The organism is Saccharothrix sp. 6-C, assembly GCF_016695385.1.
GTDB classification, from domain to species: domain Bacteria; phylum Actinomycetota; class Actinomycetes; order Mycobacteriales; family Pseudonocardiaceae; genus Actinosynnema; species Actinosynnema texasense.
Window position 1 is genome coordinate 1,554,165 of record NZ_CP064192.1, and the last position, 25,525, is coordinate 1,579,689.

Genomic DNA, 25,525 nt, shown 5'->3' on the forward strand with positions numbered 1-25,525 from the left:
CCCCATCCACCAACCGCCTCGCTGGTACTACCAGTCGAGGCGGGTGGATGGTTGCCGGCCGGTCACACGGGCGTTCGGGGGGTCAGCGGGCGGTCGAGACGGCGAACGGCGCGAACCCGCCGGACCGGATCACGTGCGGCACGAACAGGACCGCGGCCTCGGTGGCCCGCGCCGTCTCGATGCCGCCGAGGTCCGTGATCCAGTCCTCGTGCCGGCCGAGGTCCGCCGGCAGGCCGCGGACGACCTGCTCGGTGGGCACCCGCTGACCCGCGTCGGGACCGTCACCGCCGCGCGGTACGCCGCCGCCGAGCACCTCACCGTCTCGCGACGCGGACGGCTCGGCAACGCCCTCGACGAGGCCCTGGCACGGCTCGGGCTCACCCGGCGCGTGGTGGCCGCCGCGCCGACCGAAGCGGCCGCGTTCGCGTTCGTCCGCGGCACGGACCTCGTCGTCACGGTCCCGGAGTCGACGGCGCGGTCAGCGGCCGCGGACCTGGAGCTGCTCCCGCTGCCCTTGGAGCTGCCGCCGGCGCGGGTGTACCTGTTGTGGCGGCAGCGTTACGACACCGACCGCGCGCACCTCTGGTTGCGCGAGCTCGCGCGGACCGCGTTGGCCGCCGCGGACTGAGCTTCAACGCCCGGCGCCGCCGGGGAACCGGCACGAGGCGAAGTCGGCGATCGGGACGTAGCCGAGGCGCCGGTAGAGGGCGTTGCTGGTGGCGTTGCCCGGGTCCGCGAACAGCACGACGTCGGTCGCGCCCGCCGCCGTCGCGGCCCGGCTCACCTCGACCGTGACCGCGCCCGCGTAACCGCGCCCGCGCAGGTGGGTCGGGGTGTAGACCGGGTCGACCCGGACCATGCCGGCGATCATCGACGTGGCGCCCGCCATGGCGGCGGTGACGCCGTCCGGGGTCTCCCAGAACGTGTAGCGCTTGTCGGCGTAACGCGAGGCCGCCCACGTTCCGGCGTCCAGGGCAGGAGACTCGCCGACGGCGGCGGCGAACTCGCCGCACCAGCGGACTACCTTCGCGAGGTCTCGCGCGTCCGCGACGTGGGCACGGCCCTCCGGGACCGGCTCCGGCGGGGTGAGCGTGCCGAGGCGGTAGAGGCGGACCGGCGGGCCGTCGACCGGTTCCGCGCCGGTGTGCCGTCGCCAGGCGTCGGCGAAAGCGGTGGCGGTGTCGCGCACGGCCGTGACGCCGGAGAGGGGGAGGCCCAGGCCGGCCAGGTGGGCGGCGAGGGCGTCGGCCTGCCCGGGGGAGAGGGCGGTGACGCTCAGGTGGTGGGTCGGGCGGCGGTAGCAGGTGGCGCGGACTTCGTCGCCCTGGACCAGCCGGCCGAGCACGGTGCCGTCCGCGTGGCCCGATCTCAGCTTCTCGGTCACCGTCAACGGCATCGTGTGCAGGGCGGGGCGTGAGCGGAGGAAGTCCCCGGCCCGGGCGAGGAAGTCGTCGACGTCTTCGGTGAGGTGCCAGCCGTCCGGGCGCATGCCCCATGATCTCCGCTCGCCCCCGTCCCCTCGCACCGGGAGCCTCGGTGTTCGGGACGTTCCCGCTAGCCGGTCGGGGCCGGCTTGATGTTCGGCCCCACTCGGACGTCCGTGCCGCCGCCGTCGAACGAGGGCGGCGCGGTGAGGGCGAGCCCGGCGTTGCGGAGCGCCTTGGCGCGTTGCAGCGCGATGCGGCGGCCGGTGTCCTCCAGCCCCGGGTAGTGGGAGTTGCGCGTGGTCTGCGCCGGGTGCTTGCGGTAGAGCCAGGTGACGGTGGGGTCGTTCCAGCCGTCGGCGAGCTCGGAGACCGCCACGAGGGCGGCGAGGTCGTCGTCCACCGGGATGCCGGTCCAGCCGCCGATGGCGCGGAGGGTGTCGGCGCGCATCATGAGGCCGCCGCCGTGCACGGGCCAGTTCCCGCCGTGCCGCTCGGCCCACCGGTTGACGTCGCCGGCGGGCAGCAGGCCGAAGGGCATCGCGGAGTCCCAGGACCGGCGGGCGCCGTCCTCGAGGAGGTCGTCGGCCGCGCCGACCGCCCAGTGGATCGGGTGCTCCTCGAAGCGGCGGATGAGGGTGGCCAGGGCGTGGGGCAGCAGCACGTCGTCGTGGTCGAGGTTCTGGACCAGCGCGCCGCTGGCGCGGGCCAGGGCGAGGTTGCGGGTGGCGGCGATGCCCAGCCGGGTGCCGTTGTGGCCGTACTCGGCCTGTGCGCCGAGCGCGTCGGCCAGGACGGGGCGCTCACCGTCCTCCTGGACGACCCACTCCAGCGACCAGCCCGGCGGCAGCTGTTGCGCCCGCACGCCCCGCGCGGTCTCGGCGAGGTGGTGGGCGCTCGGGCCGTAGGCGGCGGTGATGACGGAGACCGTGGGCATGGCCGACTTCTACTCGGCCGGCCGGCGACCCGTCAACGCGACACCGGGTCGCGACGACGACGAGCCCGCACGGCCAGGTCGTGGCCTGCGGCGACGTGGTGCGAGGCCGTGTCAGGGGCGGTGTCAGGGTCGTGGCGGGGCGGTGACAGGCGGGCCGCCGACAGTTGCCCGCATGAGTTCGGCGATCGAAGTCGTCGCCACCCTCACCGAACGAGAAACGAGTCGTCATGCCTTCTTTCGCCACTCCCGGTCCCATCACCGCCACCATCGTCGTCGCCGGCGCCGGGGTGCGGGTCGACGCGAGCGACCGGACCGACACCTCGGTGCTGGTCACACCCGTCGACCCGACCAGCGAGTCGGACGTCGAGGTGGCCGGTGGGACGAAGGTCGCCTTCGCCGGCGGGCACCTGTCGGTCAAGACCACCGTTTCCGGGCGCGGAACCGGGTCCGTGGCCATCACGATCGACCTGCCCGCCGGTTCCGGCCTCGTCACCTACCTGGCGAACTCCACCGTCCGGGCCGACGGCTCGTTCGGCGAGTGCGAGCTGCACACGGCGTCGAGCCGGGTCGAGCTGGACCGCGTCGAGGCGCTGCGGGCGACCATCTCGGCCGGCGAGGTCGCGGTCGGCCACGTCGCCGGCCGCGTCGACATCGAGGGCAGCGTGGTCGAGGCGCGCATCGGCGAGGTCCGCGGCACGGTCAGGTGCTCGACCTCGGGCGGCCGGACGTGGATCGGCCACGCCGCGGCCGACCTCGACCTCAGCAGCGGCAGCGGCGGGTTCGACGTCGACCGCGCCGACGGCGGCGTCACCGCCAAGACCGGCAGCGGCGCCATCCGGATCGGCCGGTTGACCCGCGGTCGGGCGGAGCTGACGAACCGCTCGGGCGACATCGAGGTCGGCGTCGGCGAGGGCGTCGCGGCCCTGGTGGACGCCGAGAGCAAGCGGGGCGCGGTGCGCGACTCGCTGTCCTCGCGGGACGACCTGGCCGCCACCGGCCACGAGGTCACCGTCCACGCCCGCACGCGGCACGGCGACATCATCGTCCAGCGTGCGGCGGGCTGACCCGCGACGCCGCGCTCAGGGGACGAGCGCGGCTCGCGCCAGCTCGGACCAGCTCGTCTCCGCGCCCTCCCGAGCCGCCTCGGCGAACCGCGCGTCGCCGAGGCGGCCGCGCGCGCTCTCCTCGATCCGCGCCACGTCCGGGTGGGCGCGGTCCTGGAGCCCGCCCACGGCGGCGCTCGCCGCGAGCAGCCGGACCGCCTGCTCGGGCCGGTCCCGGCGCAGCGCCAGGTCCGCGATCCCGACGAGGACCAGCGCGGTCGTGGTCGGGTGCCCCGCCTCCGACACCGCCTGGCAGGCCGCTTCGCGGTGGGCCCGGGACTCGGCCAGGTCGTCGGCGAGGTAGCCGAGCAGGTCGTGGGTGATCGCGCGGATGTGCGCCCGTTCCGCGTTGGCGCCCAACGAAGCCGTCGCGGTGTCGAGCTGCCGGCGTGCCTCCTCGGCGTCACCGGTCCACCGGGCGAGCGCCGCCTTCGCCAGCGCCAGCTCGGCCAGCGCGTCCGGCCAGGTGACCCCTGCCGCGGCCCGCTGCGCCTCGGCCATCGCGGCCTCGCCGGCGTCCTCGTCGCCCATCAGCCAGTACAGCTGCGCCTGCCGCGACCGCATCCGGATGACGTCCTCGGTCGCGCCGATCTCGGCGACGACCGCGATCGCCTGCTCGTAGTGCTCGCACGCGGCGGCGAACTCGCCGCGCGTGGCGATGCGGTCGGCCAACGACGTCAGGGCGAACGAGATGCCGAACCGCTCGCCGATGGCCCGGAACTCGCTCAGCGCGGTCTCGAGGTACTCGTCCGCGTCACGGCCGCCGTGCCCGAGGACGATCCGCATCTTGCCCAGGTGCAGCCGGCCCAGCGCCCGCACCCACGGGTCTTCGTTGTCCAGCAACGGTTCCCACGAGGGCAGGAACGCGCCCGGCTCGCGCAGCATGTGTTCCAGCGGGACGACCAGCGCCAGGATCGGGTTGCTCCGCTCGACCCGCCGGCGGTGCTCGTACGCCTTGTGGATCCACTCCGCCGCCTGGTGCTCGTCGCCGAGGCCGGAGTTCACGAACATCGTCATGAGGCTGTAGACCATGGCCCGGACGTCGTCCGGCACGTCGCCGGGCGTGCCGGTGGCCGCGAGGATCAGCTCCACGCCCTCGGACTTGTGCCCGGCCAGCCACCAGTACCAGCCGGAGGCCGCCGCGAGCCGCATCGCGCCGGCCGCCTCGCCGGCCGCCAGCGCGCCCCGCATCGCGGCGCCGATGTTGTCGTGCTCGGCCTTGAGCACGGCGAGCCACGTCAGCTGGTCGGCGCGGCGGAGCCGGGGTTCCGCGGTCTCGGCCAGCTCGGTGAAGTAGGCGAGGTGCGCGTGGCGCGCCAGGTCCGCTTCGCCCGCCTCCGCGAGGCGCTGGGCGGCGTACTCCTTGATCGTGCCGAGCATCCGGTAGCGCGGCGCGCCGTCGCCCGCCGCGACCAGCAACGACTTCTCGGCCAACGTGGTGAGCAGTTCGAGCACCTCGTCCGGCTCGACCGCGTCGTCGGCGCAGACCCGCTCGGCCGCCTCCAGGCTCGCGCCGCCCGCGAACACGGAGAGCCTGCGCAGCACGATCCGCTCCGCGTCGGTGAGCAGCTCCCAGCTCCAGTCCACCATCGCACGCAGCGTGCGGTGCCGCGGCAGCGCGGTGCGGCTGCCGCCGGTCAGCAGCCGGAACCGGTCGTCGAGCCGGTTGGCGAACTGGTCGAGGGTCATGGTGCGCAACCTGGCCGCGGCCAGCTCGATCGCCAGCGGCATCCCGTCCAGCGCCCGGCAGATCCGCACCATGGTCGACCTCGCGTCGGCGTCGACCGCGAGGTCCTTGCGCACCGCGCTCGCCCGGTCCCGCAGCAGCCGGACGGCGGGCGACGCCTCGACCTCGTCCGCGCCGGCGCCCTCCTCCGGCACGCCGAGCGGCTCGACCAGCCACAGCGCCTCGCCGGTGATGCCGAGCGGCTCCCGGCTGGTGGCCAGGACTCGCAGCCGCCGGCACTCGCCGAGCACCCGGTGCGCGAACGCGGCCGCCGACTCGATCACGTGCTCGCAGTTGTCCAGGACCAGCAGCGCCTCCCGGTCGCGGAGCGCGGCGACGAGCCGGTCCGTCGGCTCCGCGTTCGGGGTGTCGCCGAGCAGGGCGTCCCGCAGGCCGAGTCCGGCGAGCGCCGCCTGCGCCACGTCGCCGTCCGCGCCGATGGCCGCGAGCTCCACCAGCCAGGCGCCGTCCGGCAGGTCGTCGAGCAGCGTGCGCGCGGTCTCGGTGGCCAGCCGGGTCTTCCCCGAGCCGCCCGGCCCGATCAGGGTGGTGAGCCGCTGCTCGGCGACGAGCCCGCGGACCACGGCCACGTCGGCGTCCTTGCCGACGAAGCTGGTCAGCTCGGCGCGCAGGTTGGTCTTGCGGTCCTCCTCGCGCCGGCTCACCTCGCCGCGCAGCAGCGCCACGTGCAGCGCGGACAGCTCCGGCGACGGGTCGACGCCGAGCGCGTCGGCCAGGGCTTCCCGCGTGCGCTCGTAGACGAGCAGCGCCTCGGCGTCGCGGCCGGCCGCGATGAGGGCGCGCATCAGCGCGACGGCGAACCGCTCCCGCATCGGGTGGGCGGCGGCCAGGTCGGTCAGCTCCGGGACGACGTCCGCGCCGAGCCCCACCTCCGCGTCGAACCGGTCCTCCGCGGCGGTCAGGCGCAGCCCGTCGAGCCGGGTGACGGCCGCGTCGAACGCCTCGCTGTCCTGCAGGCCGACGTCCTGCATGGCCGCGCCGCGCCACAGCGCCAGGGCCTCGCGCAGCAGCCGCACCCGCTGCGGCGCCTCTTCGCCGCGGGCCCGCGTGACGAGGCGTTCGAACCGGACGGCGTCGACGGCGTCGGGCGCCACCAGCAGGCGGTAGCCGTTCGGCTGCCCCTCGACCACACCCTCCGGCAGCACCTTCCGCAGCCGGGAGACCAGGCGCTGCAAGGCGTTCGTCGCGTCGGCGGGCGGGTTCTCGCCCCAGATCCAGTCGACCAGCGACGTCTTCGGGACCACGTGGCCCGGTTCGAGCGCGAGGGCGATCAACAACCCGCGCAACCGCGCGCCCGGCACGTCGACCGAGACGCCGTCGTCGGTGCGAACCTCGAATGGCCCCAGCGTCCCGATCTGCACGTGGCCGATTGTGTCACGGAGCGCCGGCAGGCCTCTGACGAGCGCGAACCCGCCCGGTGCGGGGGCGCACCGACGAAGTGGACCTGGCCTACTTCTTCGTCGAGGACGACGTGGTCACCGCGGACCGGACCGGGGGCGGGTCACCGCTCGTGACGCGCCCCCGGTCCGGTCGACACGTCACTTCAGCCGCACCGGCAGGGAGCGGTGGCCGTTGGAGATGAAGGACTGGCTCGGCTCCAGCTCGTGCGGCGCGACCGCCAGCTCCATCGCCGGGAACCGGGCGAACAGGGCGGGGAGGGCGATCTCCGCCTCCATCCGCGCCAAGGGGGAGCCCAGGCAGTAGTGGACGCCGTGGCCGAACGCCAGGTGGGTCTTGTCGGCCCTGGTGATGTCGAACTCGTCGGCGGTGTCGCCGTGCACCGACCGGTCACGGCCCGCCGCCGCGTAACCCGCCAGGATCGCCTCGCCCTTGCGGATCGGGACACCGCCGACCTCGATGTCCTCCACGGCGTAGCGCAGCGGCAGGTTGGCGATCGGGGCCTGCCAGCGCAGGGTCTCCTCGATCACGTCCATCCAGCCGCTGGTGCCCGCGCGCACCGCCGCCAGCTGCTCGGGGTGGGTCAGCAGGGCGGTGATCGCCTGGTCGAGCAGGTTCACCGTGGTCTCGTAGCCCGCCGAGATCATCAGGATCAGGGTGTCGACGAGCTCGGCCTCGTCCAGCTTCGAGCCGTCGTCCTCGCTCACCGCGATCAGGCCGCTGGTCAGGTCGTCGCCGGGCGTTTCCCGCTTCGCCGCGACCAGCTCGTGCATGATCCCGTACAGCTGCACGACGTTCGCCTGCGCCGCCTCGGCCGTGATCGAGGTGTCGAAGACCCCGTCGACCACCTTCCGCAGCCGCGACCGCGCCTCGGCGGGCACGCCGAACAGCTGGCAGATCACCTCGATCGGGATCGGGTAGGCGAAGGCCTCCCGGAGGTCGACCGGCTGCTCCGCCGCGTCGAGCCGGTCCAGCAGCTGCTCGGTGATCTGCTCGATCCACGGTCGCATCGCCGCCACCCGCCGCGGCGTGAACGCCTTGGACACCAGGGAGCGGAGGCGCCGGTGGTCGCCGCCGTAGGCGGTGAACATGTTCTGCACCGACACCCACAGGTGCAGCGGCCAGTCCGCGGGCAGCTCGCCGTTGCTGAACGCGGGCCAGTGCTGCCGTGGGTCCTTCGAGACCCGGGGATCACCGAGCAGCTCGCGTAATGTCTCCTGGCGGGTCACCGCCCACGCAGGAACCTGGCCAGGGAGCTCCACCAGGGTCGCCGGGCCTCGCGCGGCGATGGCTGCGGACTCGGCGTGGAGGTCACGGCCGGTGGGGTCGAGGACGATGGGGTCGGCTGCACGTTCCAACGGGTGTCTCCAGGTGACTCGTCGGGCTGGGCGGGCACGGCTACCGGGGTGAAACGCACGGGGAGCGCGGTCAGTGCCCGGTGGAACGGTCCGGGCCGCCAGACCAGCTCGTCGGCGGGGACCGCCAACCGCATGTCGGGCAGGGCGTCGAGGATCTTCTCCATCGCCACCGACGCGATCAGCCGCGCGGGCTGCTGCGCCGGGCAGGAGTGGACGCCCGCGCTCCACGCGAGGTGGGCCCGGTTGCCGGAGCGCTGCTGGCCCGCCAGCGCGGGGTCGTTGTTGGCCGCCGCGAAGCTGATCACCACCGGCTCGGCGGCGGGCAGCCGGACACCGGCGAAGTCGACGTCCTCGACCGGGTAGCTGGCCGAGTAGTTCGCCATCGGCGGATCGGTCCACAGCACCTCGTCGAGCGCCTCCTCGACCGGCATGCTGCCGCCGGAGAGGTCGCCCGCGAACCGGTCGTCGGCCAGCAGCAACCGGATGCCGTTGGCGATCAGGTTCTGCTCGGGCTCGGTGCCCGCGCCCATCAGCAGGACGAGCTGGTGGATCAGCTCCTCGTCGTTGAGCCTGGCCGGGTGGGCCATCATCCACGAGGGCATGTCGTGGTCGGGCCGCTCACGCTTGAGCGTGACCAGCTCCACCATGCACTGCGTCAGCTCGACGTTGGCCTGCTCCGGGTCGATCATGTCGAAGATGTTGCGCATGGCGACGACCAGCCGGTCGCCGAGCTCCGGCGGGCAGCCGTAGAGGTGGTTGAACATCATCAGCGGCAGCAGCTTCGCGTACTCGCCGAGCAGGTCGGCCTCGCCCTTGCCGGCGAACCGCGAGATCAGCCGGTCCGCGGTCTGCTCGACCTGGGCGCGCAGCGCGTTCGGGTCGACCCGGGCGAGGCTGTCGGTGACCACGGCGCGCAGCCGGGCGTGCTGGGCGCCGTCGGTGAACAGGCAGTTCGGCCGGTACATCATCATCGGCAGCACGGGGGAGTCCGGCGGCATCTTCGCCTGCCACCGGCGCGGGTCGCGCGGGAACGCGCTGGGGTTGCGCAGGACGTCCAGCGCGGCGGTGTAGCCGACGACGAGGTTGGCGGGCACACCGGGCGCCAGCTCGACCGGCGCGACGGGCCCGTGCGCGCGCAGCGCCTGGTACGTCGCGGCCGGGTCGGCGGCGAACTCGGGGCCGTGCAGCGGCATCCGGCCTTGGTGTGCGGGACATGCCTGCCCGGGGGCGGCTTGCGAGGTCACGCGTTCTCCTGGTTGCGGGTCAACAAGTACTCGACGAGGGTGACGAGTGCCTGCGTGGACGACGTCACGTCGCGGGCGTCGCAGAACATGAGCGGGGTCTCGGGCAGCAGGTCCAGCGCGTCCCGCAGCTCCTCGCCGGGGAACGCGGGCGCGCCGTCGAAGGAGTTGACCGCCACCGCGTACGGGATGCGGAGCTCCTCCAGCAGACCCATGACCTCGAACGACTGCTCGAGGCGTCGGGTGTCGGTGAGCACGAGCGCGCCGAGCGCGCCGAGCGCGATGTCCTTCCAGATCGGGGTGAACCGCTGCTGGCCGGGCGCGCCGAACAGGTAGAGCACCAGCTCGTCGGTGAGCGTCAGCCGGCCGAAGTCGAGCGCGACCGTGGTGGTGCTCTTGTCGTCCACCCCGGCGAGGTCGTCGACGAGGGCGCCGGCCTGCGTCATCGTCTCCTCGGTGCGCAGCGGGCGGATCTCCGAGAGGGTGCCGACGAAGGTGGTCTTGCCGACCGCGAACGGACCGACGACCAGCAGTTTCACCGTCGTCCGCACGGTGTCGCGCAGGTAGACGCCGTCAGAGGCGAGCACGGAGGCCATCGAGCACGTCCTTCAGCAGCTTCATGTCCGGGCGGGCGGTGTGCGAGACCGCGGCGTGCGTGGCGATGTGGCCGCTGTCGACCAGGTCGGACAGCAGCACCTTGGTCACGCTCATCGGCAGCGAGAGGTGCGCGGCGATCTCGGCGACCGACAGCGCGCCGCCCCGGCACAGCTCCATCAGCCGCTTCTTCTCCGGCGACAACCCGGAGACCTGCTCGCGGGTCGCGATCACGACCGTGACCGCGTCGAAGGTGTTGCGGCTGGCGTGTGCTCGGCCGCCGGTCACGACGTACGGTCGCACCAGCCCCCGCAGTCGCCTCCCGCCGCTCGCGCCGCTCACGCCGGGCTGCCTGCCTCGCGCTGCGGCGGACTCGTCCGCTCGACCTGCCTGGGCGGGCTGGTCAGCTCCTTGCCCAGCCGTTGGACCAGCTCCTGGATCCGGAAGGACACCGCCTCCATGTCGACCCGCGCGCCCGCCGACACGGCCAGGTATGCGCCCGGACCGGCGGCGGCCAGGAACACGTAGCCGCCGGCGAACTCGCTGACCGTCTGGCGCCAGTCCGCGCTGGTCTGCCCGCAGAACTCGGCGGTGGCGCGGGCCAGCGCCTGCAGCGCGGACATCGCGGCGGCGTGCCGTTCCGCGTCGTCCCGGTCGATGCCGGCGGAGTGCGCCATCAGCAGCCCGTCGGCCGAGAGCAGGACGGCGTGCCGCGTCTCCGGCATCGTCAAGGCGTCGTCGAGCATCCAACCCAAAGTGTTCATGCCTGGGTGTTCCCTTCAGCGACAGGCGGCGGCGTGGTGGCCCGGCCGGAGTCGGTGCCGCGCTTCCAGGCGGCCAGCCCGGTCGCGATCCGCTGGTCGGCCGGCGCCGGGACGGTCGGGGCCTGCGGCGGCGCGCCCTGGTCGACGGTCTGCGTCCGCCGCCGCCGGGGCAGGCCGCCAGGGGTGCGTTCCAGCTCGGCGGGCGGCGCCGGGGCGACCGGCGCCCGCTCGGGCGGCAGCGCCACGGCGTGGTCGGGCATGGTCGGCTTGCTGACCCGGGTGAGCAGCTCGTTCGGCAGGAACACGACCGCGCGCACACCGCCGTAGGGCGAGCGCGTGTCCACCGAGACGCGGAAGCCGTAGCGCTTGGCCAGCACGCCGATGACGGCGAAGCCGACCTGAGGCGGGTCGCCGAGCCGGTTGATGTCGTTGCCGCCGTCGCCGGCCAGCAGGCGGGCCGCGCGGTGCAGCTCCTCGACGGTCATGCCGACGCCGCCGTCGTCGATCATCACCACCATGCCGTTGTGCGCCTGCTGGAAGTTGACCTCGACGCTGGTGTTGGGCGGCGAGTGCCGCGCGCCGTTGTCGAGCAGCTCCGCCACGGTCAGCACGACGGGCTCGACCGCGCGGCTGACCACCGCGACGTCGGACTCGGCCGGCACGTTGACCCGCAGGTAGTCGCGGATCCGGGAGGTGGCGCCGCGCGCCACGTCGGTCAGCGACGACGCCGACCGCTGCTGCCCCGGCCAGGAGCCGCAGAGCACCGCCGTGGCCTGGGCCCGGCGGTTGAGCTGGGAGTTCATGTGGTCGATGCGCATCAGCCCGGCCAGCACGTCCGGGTCGTCGTGCCGCTCCTGCATGGCCGAGATCGCGACCTGCTGCTCGTTGGACAGGCTCTGCACCGCGCGCATCATGGCCTTGAGCGTGGCGCGGGCCGACTGCTCGCCGCGGGCGCCCGCCTGCCGGACCGAGTCCGCGAACAGGGCGAACACCGGCTCGTGCGCCTCGGCGACCCGGGGGTGCCGGGGTCCGGGCACCTCGACGGGCCGGTGGTTCAGCGACTCCGCCAGCGCGGGCAGCCGGGCGTCGACCAGGTGCCGCTCCTCCTCGGCGCGGCTGCGTTCCCGCGCCTCGGCCTCCTCGGCCCGGATCTGTAACGCGCGGGTGGTCCGTCGTTGGCGTACCAGCAGGAACACGACGATCAGCACGATGGCGAGCAGGAACCAGAACGCCACCGCGAGTGTTTGTTGGTCCATCAATTCCTCTGGTGCGGGCGAGCTGCCGGATACCAGTGCGTCAGCAGGGTCTGAATCTTTATCACGGGACTTCATCGGCCGCCAAGTGGTTCCGCCAGTCTCCCTCCGATAGGAGTAACTCACCGGGAATACCAATACCATATGTCCATTGTGGACAGTGTGGTGAGGTGGTCGGCGCGCGCCGCTCGGGCGTGCCGCATAGGATTGCGCGGTGACCGAGGTCGCGATCTTGATCGGGCTTCAGGCCTCGGGGAAGACGACTTTCTACCGCACCTCGCTGGCGGGCACCCACGCGCACGTCAGCAAGGACGCGTTCCCTAATGCGCGACGGCGGCAGGCGAGGCAGTTGCGGCTGATCAGGGAGGCTCTGGACGCCGGGTTCAAGGTCGCGGTCGACAACACCAATCCGTCGGCCGAGGAATGGGCGCCGCTCATCGCGGCCGGTCGGGAGCGCGGCGCGCGGATCGTCGGATACTGGTTCCCGCCGGATCTCACCGCGTCGATGGCGCGCAACGCCGCCAGGGACGACAAAACCAGGGTGCCCGACGTGGGGCTTTATGCGACGGTTAAGCGACTGCGGCGGCCACGACCGGCCGACGGGTTCGACGAGTTGTCGGTCGTGCGGTTCGACGGCCGCGGCGGGTTCGACGTGCGGCCCTGGGAGGAGTGACGATGCGGTGGTCCGACCTGGAGTCCGGGCAACGTGCCAGGGAGTGGTTCCACGGGTTGACCGCGCCGTCCGGGATGTGGGTGGTCGTGCGGGTGGACGGGCGCGGGTTCTCCCGGTTCACCGAGGAGCGCTTCGACAAGCCGTTCGACGTGCGGTTCTCCGGGCTGATGGTGGAGACCGCGCAGGCGCTGCTGACCGGGTTCGGGGCCCGCTACGCCTACACCGAGAGCGATGAGATCTCCATCGTGCTCGACCCGCGTCACGACATGTTCGGGCGCGGCGTGGAGAAGCTCGTGTCGGTCTCGGCCGGCGTCGCCTCCGCCGCGTTCACCCACGCCGTCGGCGAGCCCGCGCACTTCGACAGCCGGGTCTGGATCGGCGCGGGTCCGGGCGACGTGCTCGACTACGTGTCCTGGCGGCAGGCCGACGCCACCCGCTGCGCGCTCAACGGCTGGTGCTACTGGACCCTGCGCAAGGCGGGCGCGTCCCGCCGGGAGGCCACCGGCCGGCTGGAGGGCACGACCACCGCCGCCAAGCACGAGCTGCTGCTCGGGCACGGGACCGACTTCGACGACCTGCCCGCCTGGCAGCGGCGCGGCATCGGCCTGTGGTGGGAGGAGCACAGCCGCGCCGGCCGCGACCCCGTGCGGGGAGTCGACGTCACCACCACCCGGCGGCGCGTCCACGTCGAGCACGACCTGCCGGTGAGGGACGCCTACCGCGCCCTCGTCCACCGGCTGGTCACCGGCTCGCCGGAGCTCGCCGGGTCGCCGGCCGCCGCCGCGCCGCCGGAGGTCGGCGCTCAGGAAGGCGCTCCGTAGCGGGTGGCGATGGCGGTGGCGCGGTCGCGCAGGGTCGTGCGCAGCCACGGCGGGGTCAGGGCTTCCGCGCCCGTCGAGAGCTGCCACAACGCCCACTCGGCGTGCCGCGGGTCCTGGAACGCCACCTCCAGCCGCAGCCACCCGTCCGCGTCGGTCTCCTCGGCGTGCACGGCCAGCGCGGTGTCCACCAGGTCCTTCCGGCGCGCCGGGTGCACCCGCACCAGCGCGGTGACCTGGTCGGCGCCCGCCCGGAACCGCGTGCCGCGTTCCTGCCAGGCCCGGTCCAGGTCGACCAGGTCCGGTCGCTGCGCGGGTTCGGCCAGCTCTTCGGCGGCCCGGATGCGGGACAGCCGGTAGGTGCGGTCCTCACCGGACCTGGTGGCCAGCAGGTAGCCCTGCTCGCGGACGGTGACCAGGCCGATCGGGTCCACCGTGCGCCACTTCGGGGCCTGGTCCGCGGCCGCGTAGTGGATGCGCAGCTTGTGCCCGGCGAACACCGCGCGCCGGACCTGGGCGACCACGGCGTCGGGCACCTCCTCGACGGCCTGCCGGCGTGCCAGCAGGTCGGTGCCCGGGTCGATGAGCAACCGCCGCGCCGCACCCGCCGCGGTGGACCGGTGGTGCTCGGGCAGCGCGTCGACCACCTTGCGCATGGCCGAGGCGAGCGCCGCGCCGAGGCCGAACGCCTGCGCGCCGCGCCGCGACCCGGCGACCAGCAGGGCGAGCGCCTCGTCGTGGTTCAGCCCGGTCAGCTCGGTCTGGAAACCGGGCAGCAGCGCGAAACCGCCGTGCCGGCCGCGTTCGGCGTAGACCGGGACACCGGCCGCGGACAGCGCCTCGACGTCCCGCAGCACGGTGCGGGTGGACACCTCCAGCTCGCGGGCCAGCGCCGTCGCGGAGAGCCGACCGTGCCGGCGCAGCAGCAGCACCAGCGACACCAGCCGGTCGGCACGCACGGGCGAACCTTATCGGAATACGTGACACAGGGTGTCGTGTATTGCTTGGAGGCTTACCGGCATGACAAGCGAGAACGCGGCCCTCGAGCCGAACGACCTGGGCAAGCACTTCATCGAGCGCGGCAACGCGGGGGACGTCGACGGCCTGGTGGCGTTGTACGAACCGGACGCCGTGCTGGCGTTCCCGCCGGGCAACCTCGCCACCGGCCACGCGCGGATCCGCGAGGTCTACGAGCAGTTCGTCGCCGCCGCGCCGGTGCTCACCCCCGGCCGGCAGCACCCGGCGCTGGTGAGCGGCGACCTGGCGCTCACGATGTCGACCCTGACCAGCGGCGAGCTGACCGTCGAGGTCGCCCGCCGCCAGCCGGACGGTTCGTGGCTGTGGGTCCTGGACCAGCCGATGCTGGCGCCGTAGCGGGAGACGGCGGTGGGCCGGGGCCGAACCGGGCCCACCGCCCCCGGTGACGAGTGGCGTGCGCGGTGGCAGCCGGAACTATCGTGGGCGCATGGCGTCGGTCAGGCAGGTCCAGGTCACCTTCGACTGCGCGGAACCCGAGCGGGTCGCCCGGTTCTGGTGCGAGGTGCTGGGGTACGTCGTGCCCTCGCCGCCGGAGGGGTTCGCCACCTGGGACGACCACGACCGCTCGTTGCCGGTCGAGCGCCGGGGCGCGGCGTTCGCCTGCGTCGACCCCGCGGGGGTCGGTCCGCGGCTGTTCTTCCAGCGCGTTCCCGAGGGCAAGGTCGTCAAGAACCGGGTGCACCTCGACGTGCGGGTCGGCACCGGGCTGGTGGGTGGGGAACGCCTCGCCGCGCTCGAAGCCGAGCGCGCACGGCTGGTCGCGCTCGGCGCGGCGCACGTGCGAACCCTGTACGCGGACGGCGTCGAGGAGTCGTGCATCGTGATGCGGGACGTCGAAGGCAACGAGTTCTGCCTCGACTGAGGACCGCGGACGCCGTCGGGCGTCCGGCGCCGGGCGGGCTGGTCGGATGGGGACTCGGGTTGATGCGGCTGCCCGGCCCGTGCGGAGGCGGGGGCTGGAGGGGGCACGGCGGTGACGGCCGGAACGGCGCGTCACGCCCGCAGGCGTGCGCGCATGTCGCGGGCGCGGGTGATCAGGTGGCCGGCTTCGTCCTCGCGGTCCATGAGGCTCAGGGCCAGGCCCAGCCGGCTCAACCTCGTGGCGACGTCGTGGTGGTCGTCGCCGCGGTGCCACGCCTCGGTGATCTTCAACGCCCGCTCCATCAGCGGGATGGCGAGGTCGGGGTGGCCCTGCGCCCGCCAGGCGCCGGCGAGGCCGTCCAGGTGCTTGGTCACGTCGGGGTGGTCGGCGCCGTGCGCGGCCTCGGCGATCGCCAGCGCGCGCTCGTGCAGCCGCGTCGCCTCTCCCGCCCGGCCCAGGTCGCTCAGGACCAGGCCCAGGTTGCCCAGCCGCACCGCGACGACCGGGTGGTCGCCGCCGAACACCGCCTCGCTGATGGCCAGCGAGCGCGTCAGCAGGGCCTGCGCCGTCACCAGCAGGGTGTCGTCGGCCGGGCTGTGCAGCCTGCGCAGCACCATGGCGAGATCGCTCAACGTGCCGGCGACCTCCGGGTGGTCGAGCCCGTAGGCGGCCTCCTTGACCGCCAGCGCGCGTTCGAACAACCGTCGCGCGTCGAGCGGGTAGCCGCGGTCGACCAGGGCCGCGCCCAGGTTGTGCAGCGCCCTGGCCACGTCGGGGTGGTCGGGTCCGTGCGCGGCCTCGGTGATGGCCAGGGCCCGCCGGTGCAGGGCCTCGGCCTCCTGGACGTGCTCGGGCGCCAGGTCGCGCATGACGAGCCCGAGGTTGTCCAGCCTGAGGGCGACGATCGGCCGGTCCGGGCCGTAGGCCGCCTCGGTGATCGCCAGCGCCCGCTGCATCAGCGGCAACGCCTCGCCCGGCCTGCGGAGGTCGTGGAGGGCCAGCCCGAGGTTGTTCAGCCGCACGGCCACGGCGGGGTGGTGCGGCCCGTAGGCGGCTTCGGTGAGAGCCAGGGCCCGGTCCAGGAACGGCCGCGCCCGCTCCGGCTGACCCAGCTCGCTCAGCACGACGCCCAGGTTGCTGAGGTGGACGGCCGCGCCGGGGTGGTCCGGTCCGAAGGCCGCCTCGCCACCCTCCAACGCCTTGGTGAACAACAGCCGCGCGTCGTTCAGCTGCCCCGTCTCGAACAGGTACGCCCCGGCCCGGCCGAGCAGCCACCCGCCGACCCTCGGGTCGACGTCGAAGCCGACGCAGGCCAGCACGTGCGGCAGCATCAGCCGCCAGCGCGGCCACGCCGACGTCGACCTCGGGTGCCGCTCGCGCAGGTCCGCCACGAGCAGCCCCGCCGCGACGGCCTGCGGGTGCGCCCCGGCGGCGGGTGGCAGGCCGGCCACCCGCGCGCGGACGGCGAGTTGCACCATGCGGTGCACCCGCACGCTGTCGTCCACCCGCCGCAGCAGCGAGTAGTCGACGAGCACGCCGACGGTGTCCGCGAACTCGCCCGACCGGTCCGCGACCGCCGACTCCAGGGCCTGCGGCAGCGCGGAGGCGTTGTCGGCGAACAGGTCGAGGGGTATCGCCTCGGACGCGAGGTAGGAGCAGATCTCCAGGAGCCGCGCGGACGCCGGGAACGACTCCTCGATCAGCCGCAGCGGCAGCTCCCACAGCGAGGCGAGCGTGTCGTGGTCCGGCGTGCGGTGCGCGTCGCGCCCGCGATCGGCGGCGGTGTCGGGACTGCGGCGCAACCGGTCGAGGTAGTCCGGCACGGGCGTGGAGGTCTGCTGGAGGTAGGCGGCGGCCTGCTCCAGCGCGAGCGGCAGGTCGCCGAGCAGCTCGGCCAGCTCGTCGGCCTGCCCGTCGGACATCGCGGGCACGCGCCGCCTCAGCAGCGACACCGAGTCCGGCCGGCGGAACGTGTCGACGTGCCTGACCGCGGCGATCGCCTCGAACCCCGCCCGCCGGGTCGTCACCAGCACGTGGCCGGCGCCCGACGGGAGGTACCGGCGCACACCGGAGACGGTCTCGGCGTTGTCGAAGACCAGCAGCCAGTCCCGCCGCCGGCGCAGCTCCGCGAGCACCACGCCGACGGACTCCTCGACGTTGGCGGGCAGCGTGAGCCCGAGCGCCCGGCCGAGCAGCGCCAGCTGGCCGGGCACGAGGGCCGCGTCCTCGGCGGTGATCCACCAGACCGCCCGGTACCGGCCCGCCCGGCGGTGGCAGAACTCGATCACCACCTGGCTCTTGCCGACGCCTCCCATGCCGCGCATCGCGTGCACGGAGACGTTCCGGTCGCGCTTGAGCCGGTCCCGCAGCCACCGCTGCTCCTCCGCGCGGCCGGTGAAGTTCGGGTTGCGCGGCGGCACGCTCCACACCGGCGGCAGGCTCGGCCCGGCCGGCTCCCGCCGGAGGGTGACCGCGAGCGTCACGCCGAGCACGGCGACCAGCACCGGCCACACGACCCACGAGACGGTCATCCACGGGGGCAGGTGCTCGCTCGCCGCGTTGATCGCCAGCCCGGTCAGGAAGACCAGCGCCACCTCCGCGGTGACCAACGCACCCCGTGGACGTCTCATGCGCGCTCCTGACCGCCGGGCAGCACCGCACCCAACGGTATCGACGAACGCCGTCGCGGGGCGTCGGAACCGCGCACCCCCGCACCGCCCGTCAGCCGGCGCGGCGGTCGATCACCGGACCGGCCGCACGTAGACCTGGGCGTCGTGGACGTAGGCGACCTCGTTCGACCGGCCCGCGTACGAGTGGGTGGTGCAGCCCGCGCCCGCGGCGACCCGGCTGATCGCGTCGGCCCCCCGGTTGTAGGAGTACAGGTCCCAGCCGCGGGGGTCGCCTCCCGGCAGCAGGGTCGAGTCGGCCAGGAACGCCACCCTCGCCGAGTCCTCGGCCAGGCCGCACGGCATGACCAGCGGACTGCGCACCGGTGTGGCGCCGGCGCCGATGTACAGCGCCGACTGGGTGCTGCTCACGTCGAGGCTCGCGGTGAAGTCGCCGGCGGCGGTGGGGACCAGGCGCTCCAGGCACTGGCTGCCCGCGTTCCAGCCGCACCAGGCGTGCAGCACCGGCTGGGCGGCGCCGGTGGCGGTGTCGAAGCGGTAGCCGGAGTCGTAGGCCTGGCCGCAGCGGTCGGAGATGAAGAAGACCGAGGACGCGTCGCCGGCGAACCGCACGTCGTGGGCGAAGTCGCCGATCGGGGTGGTGGAGGCGGGGCAGCGCAACTGCGTGACGGCCTGGGTCGACAACCGCACCAGGCGGCCGTAGCCGAGGTACACCACGTCACCGTCGTCGGAGATCGAGTTCTCCCGGGACGTGCTCCCCGCCAGCAGGTCGTCCGCCAGGACGAGCCGGGTGGAGGCGCCGGTGACGAGGTCGTGCCGCCAGATCGCGGACTGCTGCGGGCGGTCCAGGGTCGAGTGGATGAGGGAGTAGCGGCCGTTGGTGGAGATCGCGCGCAGCTCGTGGCGGGCGCCGGTGTCGCCGGGCGGGTCGATGCGCGTCGTCGTGCGGGTGACCCGGTCGCGGACGAACACCGACGGCTGCCGGGTCAGCGGGCTGGCGGTGAGGTCGGTGGCGGCGGACTCGAAGTAGGCGAACCGGCCGTCCGCGCCGATCATGGCCCGACCCGCTGACGCGTTGCCCGGGGCGCCGGACGGCGTCACCGACAGCAGTTCGGCGCCGCCGCCGCCGGTGGTGGCGACGACCAGTTGCACGGAGGCGGTGCGCTGGGCGCCCGCCGCGTCGGTCACCTGCACCCAGAGCTGCTCGCCGCCCGGCGCGGTCGGCGTGCCGCCGAGGTGGCCGGTGTCGTCCCAGCGCAGCCACGCCGGGCCGGAGGAGACCTGCCACGTGTACGGCGCGGCGCCGCCGGACGCGGTCAGCGTCGCCCGGTACGCCTTGCCGACGAACCCCAGCGGCAACGTCGACACGGCCACCCGCAGCGGCCCGGCCGAACCGCCCTGGCACGACGTGAGCAGCGTCCACGGCCCGATCACGATGCTGATCAGGGTTTTCTTGGCGTGGATGAACAGCAGGTCGACGCGCACGTCGAGCTCGAACCGCATCGCCACCGACAGGGTCAGGCAGCCGGAGGTGTCCAGCGCGGCGGTGAACTGCGGCCCGATGGTGAAGCCGACACCCGCGATGTCGAGGACCTTCACCGACACGTCCGCGCCCATCAGCACCGACACGGCCACCTGACCGGACAGCGACGTCCCCTCGTTGCGGTGCGAGGAGGAGTTCAAGGCGCGCAGCGACAGGTCCGGGTTGGTCTCGAAGCCGACCATGCGGCGCAGCCGCACGGTCAGGTCCGCGGTCACCGCCGCGCTCGCCTCGAACCGCAGCACGGGCGCGAGGTCGACCGTGATCGGCACGCTCGTCGGCAGCCGCCACACCAGCCGGACCCGGTCGCGGACGGCGGGGGACAGCTCGCACGTGACCTTGCCGGTGAACTCGGCCGCGAACCGCACCACCGGCTCGGTCTCCACCGAGACGTGCATGAACGGCGCCGTCAGCGGCCCGAACCGCTGCTCGAACCGGACCCGGGTGTGGTCGAACCGCACCAGCGCCGCGGACAGGGTGGTCCCGGTCCCGGCGGAGCACGTGAACGCGCCCGGCCGGCCCAGGTCCATCACCGACTCGTCGACGGGCACCTCCACGCCGACGCCGCGCGTGGAGGCGGCCGGCGTGGGCGGCAGGAGGTCGGCCGGTCCGTCGTAGGCGATGTCGACCCGGTCGTACAGCCGTTCCAGCGGCGCGGCGGCGAGCGTCGCCACGGTCGTCCCGCCCGGCCCGGACGCCACCGCGGTCACCGTCCCCGTCCGGCCTTGGGGCGCGAGCGCCCCGCCGCCCCGCAGCACCAGGCCGGCGCCGACGGCGGGGCGCGCGACACCCGCGGCCAGCGTCACCGTCGTTGCGGTCAGCGCGGTCACGGCGGGCGGGTCGAGCACGACGGTCGACGCCGCCGGGGCCACGTCCTCGTGCGAGGTGGCCGGCGCGTCGGGGTCGAGGTCGGCGGTGAAGTACCCGGCCACGTCCAGGACCAGGTGCGTGGGCGCGGTCGGGAACAGCTCCACCGCCCCACCGCCCAACGGCACCGTCACCAGGTTGGGGCGGGTCTGGCCGGCGGTGTCGATGTTCAGGCTCGACGCCGTCGGCCGGGCCGTGCCGCCGGGGTGGACGGTGACGTGCCCGGGCCGCTCGGCCTCGGTGACGGTCACGTTCGCCACGACGGCCGCCGCGCCCGCCGGCACCGGCGCGCGTCCGGCCAACCCGGCGACCACCGCGCTCGACGCGACGGGTTTGCCTCCCTGGTACCCGATCCGGGAGTCGGGCCGGGTGTCCAGCAGGCGGGTGGGCGTGGTGGGCACGAACAGCCCGGCGGTGCCCGACCCGGCGGTCTCGCCGGTGAACCAGCCCGCGACGTCCACCACCAGGTGCGCCGGCGCCGAGGTGAACAGGTTGACCGACCCGTCGGCCGACAACGGCGCCCACACCGCGTTGGGGATGGTCTGGCCGGCCCGGGTGGTGTTGAGGTTCGAGGCCGTCGGCCGGGACCGGTCGGCGGGCCACACCGTCACGTGCCCCGGACCGGCGACCTCCGTGGCGGTCACGTTGAGCACCACGCCCGCCGCGCCCGCCGGCGGCACACCGCCCACCCCGGCGGCCCGGACGGTGATCGTCGCCCCGGCCGCGGGTCGCGGCCCGGTGCGGGTGTCCGCGAGCCGGGCCGGGGTCAACGGCGCGAGGCGTCCCGCCGTCGCCGACGAGGACGTCACGAAGTAGCCCGCCACGTCGGCGATCAGGTCCGCGGCCGTGGTGGTGTGCAGGCCGACGTCCCCGCCGGCGGACAGGGGGACCACGACCAGGTTGGCGATCGTGTCGCCGGCCCGCTCCACGTTCAGGTTCGAGGTGGCCGGCCGCGTGCCCTCGCCCGACCAGGCGGTGACGTGACCCGGTCCGGCCGCGTCGGTCACCGTCACGTTGAGCGCCACCGCGGTCGCGCCGCCCGGCACGCCCGGGTGGAAGCGGACGGTCGTGCCCGCGGCCGGCCTGCCACCGGCGCGGCCCGTGCCGTCCCGGGTGTCGAGGACGCGCGCGGGCGGCAGCGCGACGAACCGGCTCGACCCCGCCGGGGTGACGACGAGCTTCGCGCCCGGACCGGCGTCGCCCGCCGCGAAGCGCTGGTCGCCGCCGTACACCGCGCCGACGCGGTGCGCGCCGACCGCGGCCGGCGGCAGCACGGCCGTCGCCTGACCGCCGACCAGCGCCACGGGGTTCCCGACGGGAGTCCCGTCGACGGTGAACCGGACCGTGCCGCCGACCTCGGTCGGGTCCGGTTCGGTCGGGTCCACCGCGGCCGTCGCGCGGACCGCCGTGCCGACGGGCACCGGCGAGGTGGACAACTCGACCGACACCCCGACGGGCGCCGTCCCCTCGGCCCGCGCCTCGGCCGGTGACGGGGCCGTCGCCGTCACCGCTCCCGCCAGCAGTGCCGCAACCACCAGTGACCGCACCATGAAGATCCCCTCGCCGCTCGACAGTGGTTCGGCGCAACCCCCGGCGGCGTTACGAGACCCGTTTGTCACATCGGGTCCTCGTAGATCGATATACCGGTGAGGGTGTCCGCCACAGCGGCGGAGCCCGACTCAGGGGAGGAAGACGGATGAACCTGTCCTCAGGGGGACGGACACGATTACGGGCCCGGATCGCGGCCGCGGTCACGGGCGCGGTCGCGCTGGCGGCGCTGGTGCCGGGGGTGGCACAGGCGTCGCCGCCGGCGAACGACGACTTCGACCAGGCGGGCGCGATCACCGCGCTGCCGTTCGCGGCCGACGTCGACTTCACCGAGGCGACGAGGGCCGAGGACGACCCGGTGTGCACGACGGGTGACGTGGCCTCGGTCTGGTTCGACTACACCGCGGGCTCCGCCGGCGTGCTGGAGGTCGACGTGACCGGCGGCGGCGGGTCCGCCGGCGTCGCGATCTACACCGGGCCGCGCGGCGCGGTGCAGCGGGTGCCGGACACCAGCTGCTGGAGCAGTTGGGACGGCCCGGAGCTGCTGCGGGTCACGGCCGGCGCCACCTACCACTTCATGGTCGTCGTCGACGACTGGTGGAGCGGGTCCGTCCGGCTCGCCGTCGGCGAGGTGCTCCCGCCGGCCAACGACGACTTCGCCGCCGCCACGCCGATCACGGCCGTGCCCGCCACCGCCGAGACCCGGTTGGCCGCGGCCACCGCGCAGCCGGGCGAACCTGTCCCGACGTGCGGCGGCACGACCCTCCCGAGCCCGTCGGCGTGGTTCGCCTTCACCGCCCCGCGCACGGAGGCGATCACCCTCGACCAGCCCGGCGACGACTACGAGACCACGGTCGCCGTCTACACCGGGGACTCCCTCGGCGCGGTGACCGAGGTGTTCTGCGAGCGCTACTACCGACGCGTCCTGGTCGTCACCGCCGGGCAGACCTACCGCGTCCAAGTGACGAACCTGGCGCCGCGGACCACGCCCACCGTGATCGCCCTGGCGCTCGCGCCACCGTTGAGGGTCTACTTCGGGCAGAACCGCTCGGACCCGTCGACCCTGGACGTGGTGGACTTCGTCGACCAGAGCTACGACGAGACGGGCCAGGCGATCACCCGGACCGAGTGGGACTTCGGCGACGGGACCACGGCCACCGGCCGCCAGGTCGAGCACCGGTTCGCCGCGGACGGCGACTACGCCGTCCGGATGGACGTCACCTCCGCCGACGGCCGAACGGGCACGATGTCCCGGACCCTGGTCGTGCGCACGCACGACGTGGGGATCGCCTCGTTCACCGCGCCCACCAGGGGCAGACCGGGCCAGACCAGGTCCGTCGAGGTGACCGTCGGCAACCAGCGGCTCCCGGAGAACGCGACCGTCATCCTCTACCGCGGCACTCCCGGCGGCTTCACCGAGATCGCCCGCGCCACGCAGTACGTGCCCGCCCGACCCACGCGCACGGTGGCGTTCCCGTTCAACTACACGTTCACGCCCGAGGACGCGGTGGTCGGCCGGGTCACCTTCCGCGCCGTGGTCACGCTGGGCCAGGGCGTCCGCGACGCCCGGCCGATCGACAACGAGGCCGTCGCGCCCGCGGCGACGGTCCTCCCCGCGCTCAGCGGCCAGTCCGTCAGCGAGTCGGTCCGATGAGGCGGCGCGCCGTGGAGGGGCAGCGGGTGGACCGCGGACGTGGGCGACTGGTCGCGGTGATCGCCGCCGCCTTGGTCGCGTCGGTGCTGACGCCCGGTGTGGCGCAGGCGGCTCCGCCGGCGAACGACGACTTCGACCACGCCGTGGCGATCAGCGGCCTGCCGTTCACGCACGAGGTCGACATGGGGGAGGCCACCGGCGCGCCGGACGACCCGAACCCGTGCCACCAGCTGGAGTCCGGGTCCGCCTGGTACTCCTTCACGTCGACCGAGGACGTGACGCTGCGCATCGACGTCCACGACACCTACGTGGAGACCGCGATCTTCACCGGCACGCGTGGCGGGCTGGCCTGGGTTCCCGGCACGTGCGAGTCGGGCTGGATGACCCGCGAGCTGGACGCCCGCGCGGGGGTCACGTACTACCTGAAGCTGGCGGCCTCGCCGTGGCAGGGCCTCGTCCGGATCACCGCCGAGGCGGTGCCGGCGCCCGCCAACGACCACTTCGCCGACCGCGCGGTCGTCGACGCCCTGCCCGCGCTGAACCGGGTGTCGCTGGCGGCGGCCACGGTCGAGGCGGGTGAGCCGGCCGCGAGTTGCGACCTCAACCCCGGCTCGCCGTCGGTCTGGTACACCTACACGCCCGTCGAGACCGAGGTGATCGCGCTCGACGCGGACTCGTGGGGCGGCCACAACGCCGTCGCCGCGGCCTACACCGGCACGTCGTTGGGCGACCTGACCGAGGTGGTCTGCACCGGCTACCGGACGTTGTTCCGCGCCGAGGCGGGCCGTCCGCTGCACTTCCAGTTCAACGCGGCCCACGCGACCGCCGACGAGGTGGTGCTCGGGCTGCGGCTCGCGCAGCCGTTGCGGCCGGACCTGCGGGTCTCGCCGGAGGCGCCGTCGATCCACGACGACGTCCGGTTCACCGACTACTCCGACGACCCCGAGGGAGGCGGGACCGCCATCGACGAGCTGGACTTCGGTGACGGCACGGTCGTCGACCCGACGGACGGGTACGCCTACCACCGGTACGCCGCCGACGGCGACTACACCGCGCGGATGACGGTCAGCGGACAGGGCGGGCGCACCGCGACGATCACCAGGACGGTGTCGGTCCGCACGCACGACGTGGGCATCACCGGGTTCTCCGTGCCGGCCACGGCCCGGGTCGGCACGACGAGACCGCTGACGGTGTCCGTGGCCGACACCCGGTACGACGAGACGGTGACCGTCACCCTCCACCGCGGCGGTTCGGCCGGCTACCAGGTGGTCGGCACGCTCACCAAGCCGGTGCCCGCCCGGCAGAACCGCACGGTGGCGTTCACGTTCGACTACGCGTTCACCGCGGCGGACCTGGCGGAGGGCACCGTCGTGTTCAAGGTGGTCGCCGAGCCCGCGGGCGTCCGCGACGCGCTGTCGGCCGACAACACCGTGATCGCCCCGGCGGTCCGGGTGCTCCCGGCCAGGAGCTGAGCGCACCGGCGGGACCGGCCGGGTGGCCGGTCCCGCCGGTGCGTCCTCCTAGGCCTCGTCGCGCTTCCACTCCTGGTCCTGCCACGCCGGGTCGAGCGGCGTGTGGGCGATGTGGTTGGTGTAGTTGGACAGCGTCTTCATCCCGACGCCGAGGATCACGTCCAGCACCTGGCGGCGGGTGTGGCCCGCGGCCAGGAACTCCTCCACCTCCTGGTCGCCCACCCAGCCCCGGTCGGTGACCACGCGCTCGGTGAACCGGCGGACGGCCTCCAAGGCGTTGTCCGACAACGGCTTGCCGGCGCGCAGGGCCTGCACGGTCCCCTCGTCCACGCCGGTCTTCACCGCGAGCGTGGAGTGCGCGGCCACGCAGTACTCGCAGCCGTTCAGGACGCTGGTGGTGATCCACACGACGTGCTTCGCGGGCCCGGACAGCGAGGACTTGCCGAACTGCTCGGCCAGCGCGTTGTAGCCGGCCAGGAGCTCCGGCGACTCCGCCATCACGGCGTTGAGCGTGCTGACGAAGCCCAGGCGGCGCTTGCCGGCTTCCAGGTAGGGGCGGGCGTCCTCGGGCGCGGTGTTCTCGTCGTGAACGGTGAACTGCACCATG

22 protein-coding genes are annotated in these 25,525 nt (G+C 74.1%); 8 read left to right on the forward strand and 14 right to left on the reverse strand.

What is annotated here, in order from left to right:
• Nucleotides 1-82: 82 nt before the first annotated feature.
• Nucleotides 83-259 carry a hypothetical protein gene (locus IOD16_RS07185; RefSeq protein ID WP_201439397.1) on the reverse strand — a complete coding sequence of 59 codons (177 nt, stop codon included), beginning with the start codon at nucleotides 257-259 and terminating at the stop codon, nucleotides 83-85.
• On the opposite strand from IOD16_RS07185, the gene IOD16_RS07190 reads away from it, so the two are divergent.
• Complete coding sequence (locus IOD16_RS07190) at nucleotides 209-628, forward strand: LysR substrate-binding domain-containing protein (RefSeq protein ID WP_201439398.1); 420 nt, start codon at nucleotides 209-211, stop codon at nucleotides 626-628. The two genes, IOD16_RS07185 and IOD16_RS07190, sit on opposite strands and share 51 nt — an antisense overlap.
• Before the next feature lie 3 nt (nucleotides 629-631).
• Here the strand turns inward: IOD16_RS07190 and IOD16_RS07195 are convergent, their stop codons facing one another.
• Together IOD16_RS07195 and IOD16_RS07200 are read right to left on the reverse strand one after the other, a co-directional pair.
• Nucleotides 632-1,489, reverse strand: a complete 858-nt coding sequence (locus IOD16_RS07195; RefSeq protein ID WP_201439399.1) for a GNAT family N-acetyltransferase — start codon at nucleotides 1,487-1,489, stop codon at nucleotides 632-634.
• 65 nt (nucleotides 1,490-1,554) lie between these two features.
• Nucleotides 1,555-2,361 (reverse strand): glycosyltransferase family 2 protein, encoded by an 807-nt coding sequence (locus IOD16_RS07200; protein ID WP_201439400.1) that lies wholly within the window; start codon nucleotides 2,359-2,361, stop codon nucleotides 1,555-1,557.
• Between the two features lie 227 nt (nucleotides 2,362-2,588).
• On the opposite strand from IOD16_RS07200, the gene IOD16_RS07205 reads away from it, so the two are divergent.
• On the forward strand, nucleotides 2,589-3,425 hold the full coding sequence (locus IOD16_RS07205; RefSeq protein ID WP_201439401.1) for a DUF4097 family beta strand repeat-containing protein: 837 nt from the start codon (nucleotides 2,589-2,591) through the stop codon (nucleotides 3,423-3,425).
• Between the two features lie 15 nt (nucleotides 3,426-3,440).
• On the opposite strand, the gene IOD16_RS07210 is transcribed toward IOD16_RS07205, so the two are convergent.
• From IOD16_RS07210 to IOD16_RS07235, 7 genes are all read right to left on the reverse strand, one after another.
• Nucleotides 3,441-6,572, reverse strand: a complete 3,132-nt coding sequence (locus IOD16_RS07210; RefSeq protein ID WP_201439402.1) for a BTAD domain-containing putative transcriptional regulator — start codon at nucleotides 6,570-6,572, stop codon at nucleotides 3,441-3,443.
• Between the two features lie 177 nt (nucleotides 6,573-6,749).
• Nucleotides 6,750-7,898, reverse strand: a complete 1,149-nt coding sequence (locus IOD16_RS07215) for a cytochrome P450 family protein (RefSeq protein ID WP_236595131.1) — start codon at nucleotides 7,896-7,898, stop codon at nucleotides 6,750-6,752.
• The gene (locus IOD16_RS39970) at nucleotides 7,835-9,211 is read right to left on the reverse strand and encodes a cytochrome P450 (protein ID WP_236594796.1); all 1,377 of its coding nucleotides are present in this window, start codon (nucleotides 9,209-9,211) and stop codon (nucleotides 7,835-7,837) included. Before IOD16_RS39970 ends, IOD16_RS07215 begins: the two co-directional genes overlap by 64 nt.
• Nucleotides 9,208-9,804: a GTP-binding protein gene (locus IOD16_RS07220; protein WP_123742958.1), complete on the reverse strand. Its 597-nt coding sequence runs from the start codon at nucleotides 9,802-9,804 to the stop codon at nucleotides 9,208-9,210. The genes IOD16_RS39970 and IOD16_RS07220 overlap by 4 nt, the downstream gene beginning before the upstream one ends.
• Nucleotides 9,782-10,144 carry a DUF742 domain-containing protein gene (locus IOD16_RS07225; protein ID WP_201439404.1) on the reverse strand — a complete coding sequence of 121 codons (363 nt, stop codon included), beginning with the start codon at nucleotides 10,142-10,144 and terminating at the stop codon, nucleotides 9,782-9,784. Before IOD16_RS07225 ends, IOD16_RS07220 begins: the two co-directional genes overlap by 23 nt.
• Nucleotides 10,141-10,566, reverse strand: a complete 426-nt coding sequence (locus IOD16_RS07230; RefSeq protein ID WP_201439405.1) for a roadblock/LC7 domain-containing protein — start codon at nucleotides 10,564-10,566, stop codon at nucleotides 10,141-10,143. The genes IOD16_RS07225 and IOD16_RS07230 overlap by 4 nt, the downstream gene beginning before the upstream one ends.
• A complete protein-coding gene (locus IOD16_RS07235) occupies nucleotides 10,563-11,822 on the reverse strand; it encodes an ATP-binding protein (RefSeq protein ID WP_201439406.1) in 1,260 nt (419 codons plus the stop codon). Before IOD16_RS07235 ends, IOD16_RS07230 begins: the two co-directional genes overlap by 4 nt.
• Before the next feature lie 211 nt (nucleotides 11,823-12,033).
• On the opposite strand from IOD16_RS07235, the gene IOD16_RS07240 reads away from it, so the two are divergent.
• Nucleotides 12,034-12,492: an AAA family ATPase gene (locus tag IOD16_RS07240; RefSeq protein WP_201439407.1), complete on the forward strand. Its 459-nt coding sequence runs from the start codon at nucleotides 12,034-12,036 to the stop codon at nucleotides 12,490-12,492.
• Between the two features lie 2 nt (nucleotides 12,493-12,494).
• Entirely contained in the window at nucleotides 12,495-13,313 is an 819-nt protein-coding gene (locus IOD16_RS07245) for a tRNA(His) guanylyltransferase Thg1 family protein (protein WP_201439408.1), read from the forward strand.
• On the opposite strand, the gene IOD16_RS07250 is transcribed toward IOD16_RS07245, so the two are convergent.
• Nucleotides 13,295-14,269, reverse strand: coding sequence for a helix-turn-helix transcriptional regulator (locus IOD16_RS07250; RefSeq protein WP_201439409.1), 975 nt, complete (start codon nucleotides 14,267-14,269; stop codon nucleotides 13,295-13,297). The genes IOD16_RS07245 and IOD16_RS07250 overlap by 19 nt on opposite strands.
• Before the next feature lie 61 nt (nucleotides 14,270-14,330).
• Here IOD16_RS07250 and IOD16_RS07255 point away from each other — a divergent pair, with 61 nt between their 5' ends.
• Nucleotides 14,331-14,684, forward strand: coding sequence for a YybH family protein (locus IOD16_RS07255; protein WP_201439410.1), 354 nt, complete (start codon nucleotides 14,331-14,333; stop codon nucleotides 14,682-14,684).
• A 91-nt stretch (nucleotides 14,685-14,775) separates the two neighbouring features.
• Nucleotides 14,776-15,210 (forward strand): VOC family protein, encoded by a 435-nt coding sequence (locus IOD16_RS07260; protein ID WP_201439411.1) that lies wholly within the window; start codon nucleotides 14,776-14,778, stop codon nucleotides 15,208-15,210.
• 131 nt (nucleotides 15,211-15,341) lie between these two features.
• Here IOD16_RS07260 and fxsT read toward each other — a convergent pair whose 3' ends face one another.
• Together fxsT and IOD16_RS07270 are read right to left on the reverse strand one after the other, a co-directional pair.
• A complete protein-coding gene (gene fxsT, locus IOD16_RS07265) occupies nucleotides 15,342-17,840 on the reverse strand; it encodes an FxSxx-COOH system tetratricopeptide repeat protein (RefSeq protein ID WP_201439412.1) in 2,499 nt (832 codons plus the stop codon).
• Nucleotides 17,841-17,951: 111 nt separating this feature from the next.
• Entirely contained in the window at nucleotides 17,952-21,794 is a 3,843-nt protein-coding gene (locus IOD16_RS07270) for an Ig-like domain-containing protein (RefSeq protein WP_201439413.1), read from the reverse strand.
• Between the two features lie 146 nt (nucleotides 21,795-21,940).
• On the opposite strand from IOD16_RS07270, the gene IOD16_RS07275 reads away from it, so the two are divergent.
• Nucleotides 21,941-23,446 carry a PKD domain-containing protein gene (locus tag IOD16_RS07275; RefSeq protein WP_201439414.1) on the forward strand — a complete coding sequence of 502 codons (1,506 nt, stop codon included), beginning with the start codon at nucleotides 21,941-21,943 and terminating at the stop codon, nucleotides 23,444-23,446.
• Nucleotides 23,443-24,918, forward strand: a complete 1,476-nt coding sequence (locus IOD16_RS07280; protein ID WP_201439415.1) for a PKD domain-containing protein — start codon at nucleotides 23,443-23,445, stop codon at nucleotides 24,916-24,918. Before IOD16_RS07275 ends, IOD16_RS07280 begins: the two co-directional genes overlap by 4 nt.
• A gap of 48 nt (nucleotides 24,919-24,966) precedes the next feature.
• On the opposite strand, the gene IOD16_RS40890 is transcribed toward IOD16_RS07280, so the two are convergent.
• Entirely contained in the window at nucleotides 24,967-25,524 is a 558-nt protein-coding gene (locus IOD16_RS40890) for a carboxymuconolactone decarboxylase family protein (protein WP_123742945.1), read from the reverse strand.
• Nucleotide 25,525 lies beyond the last annotated feature (1 nt).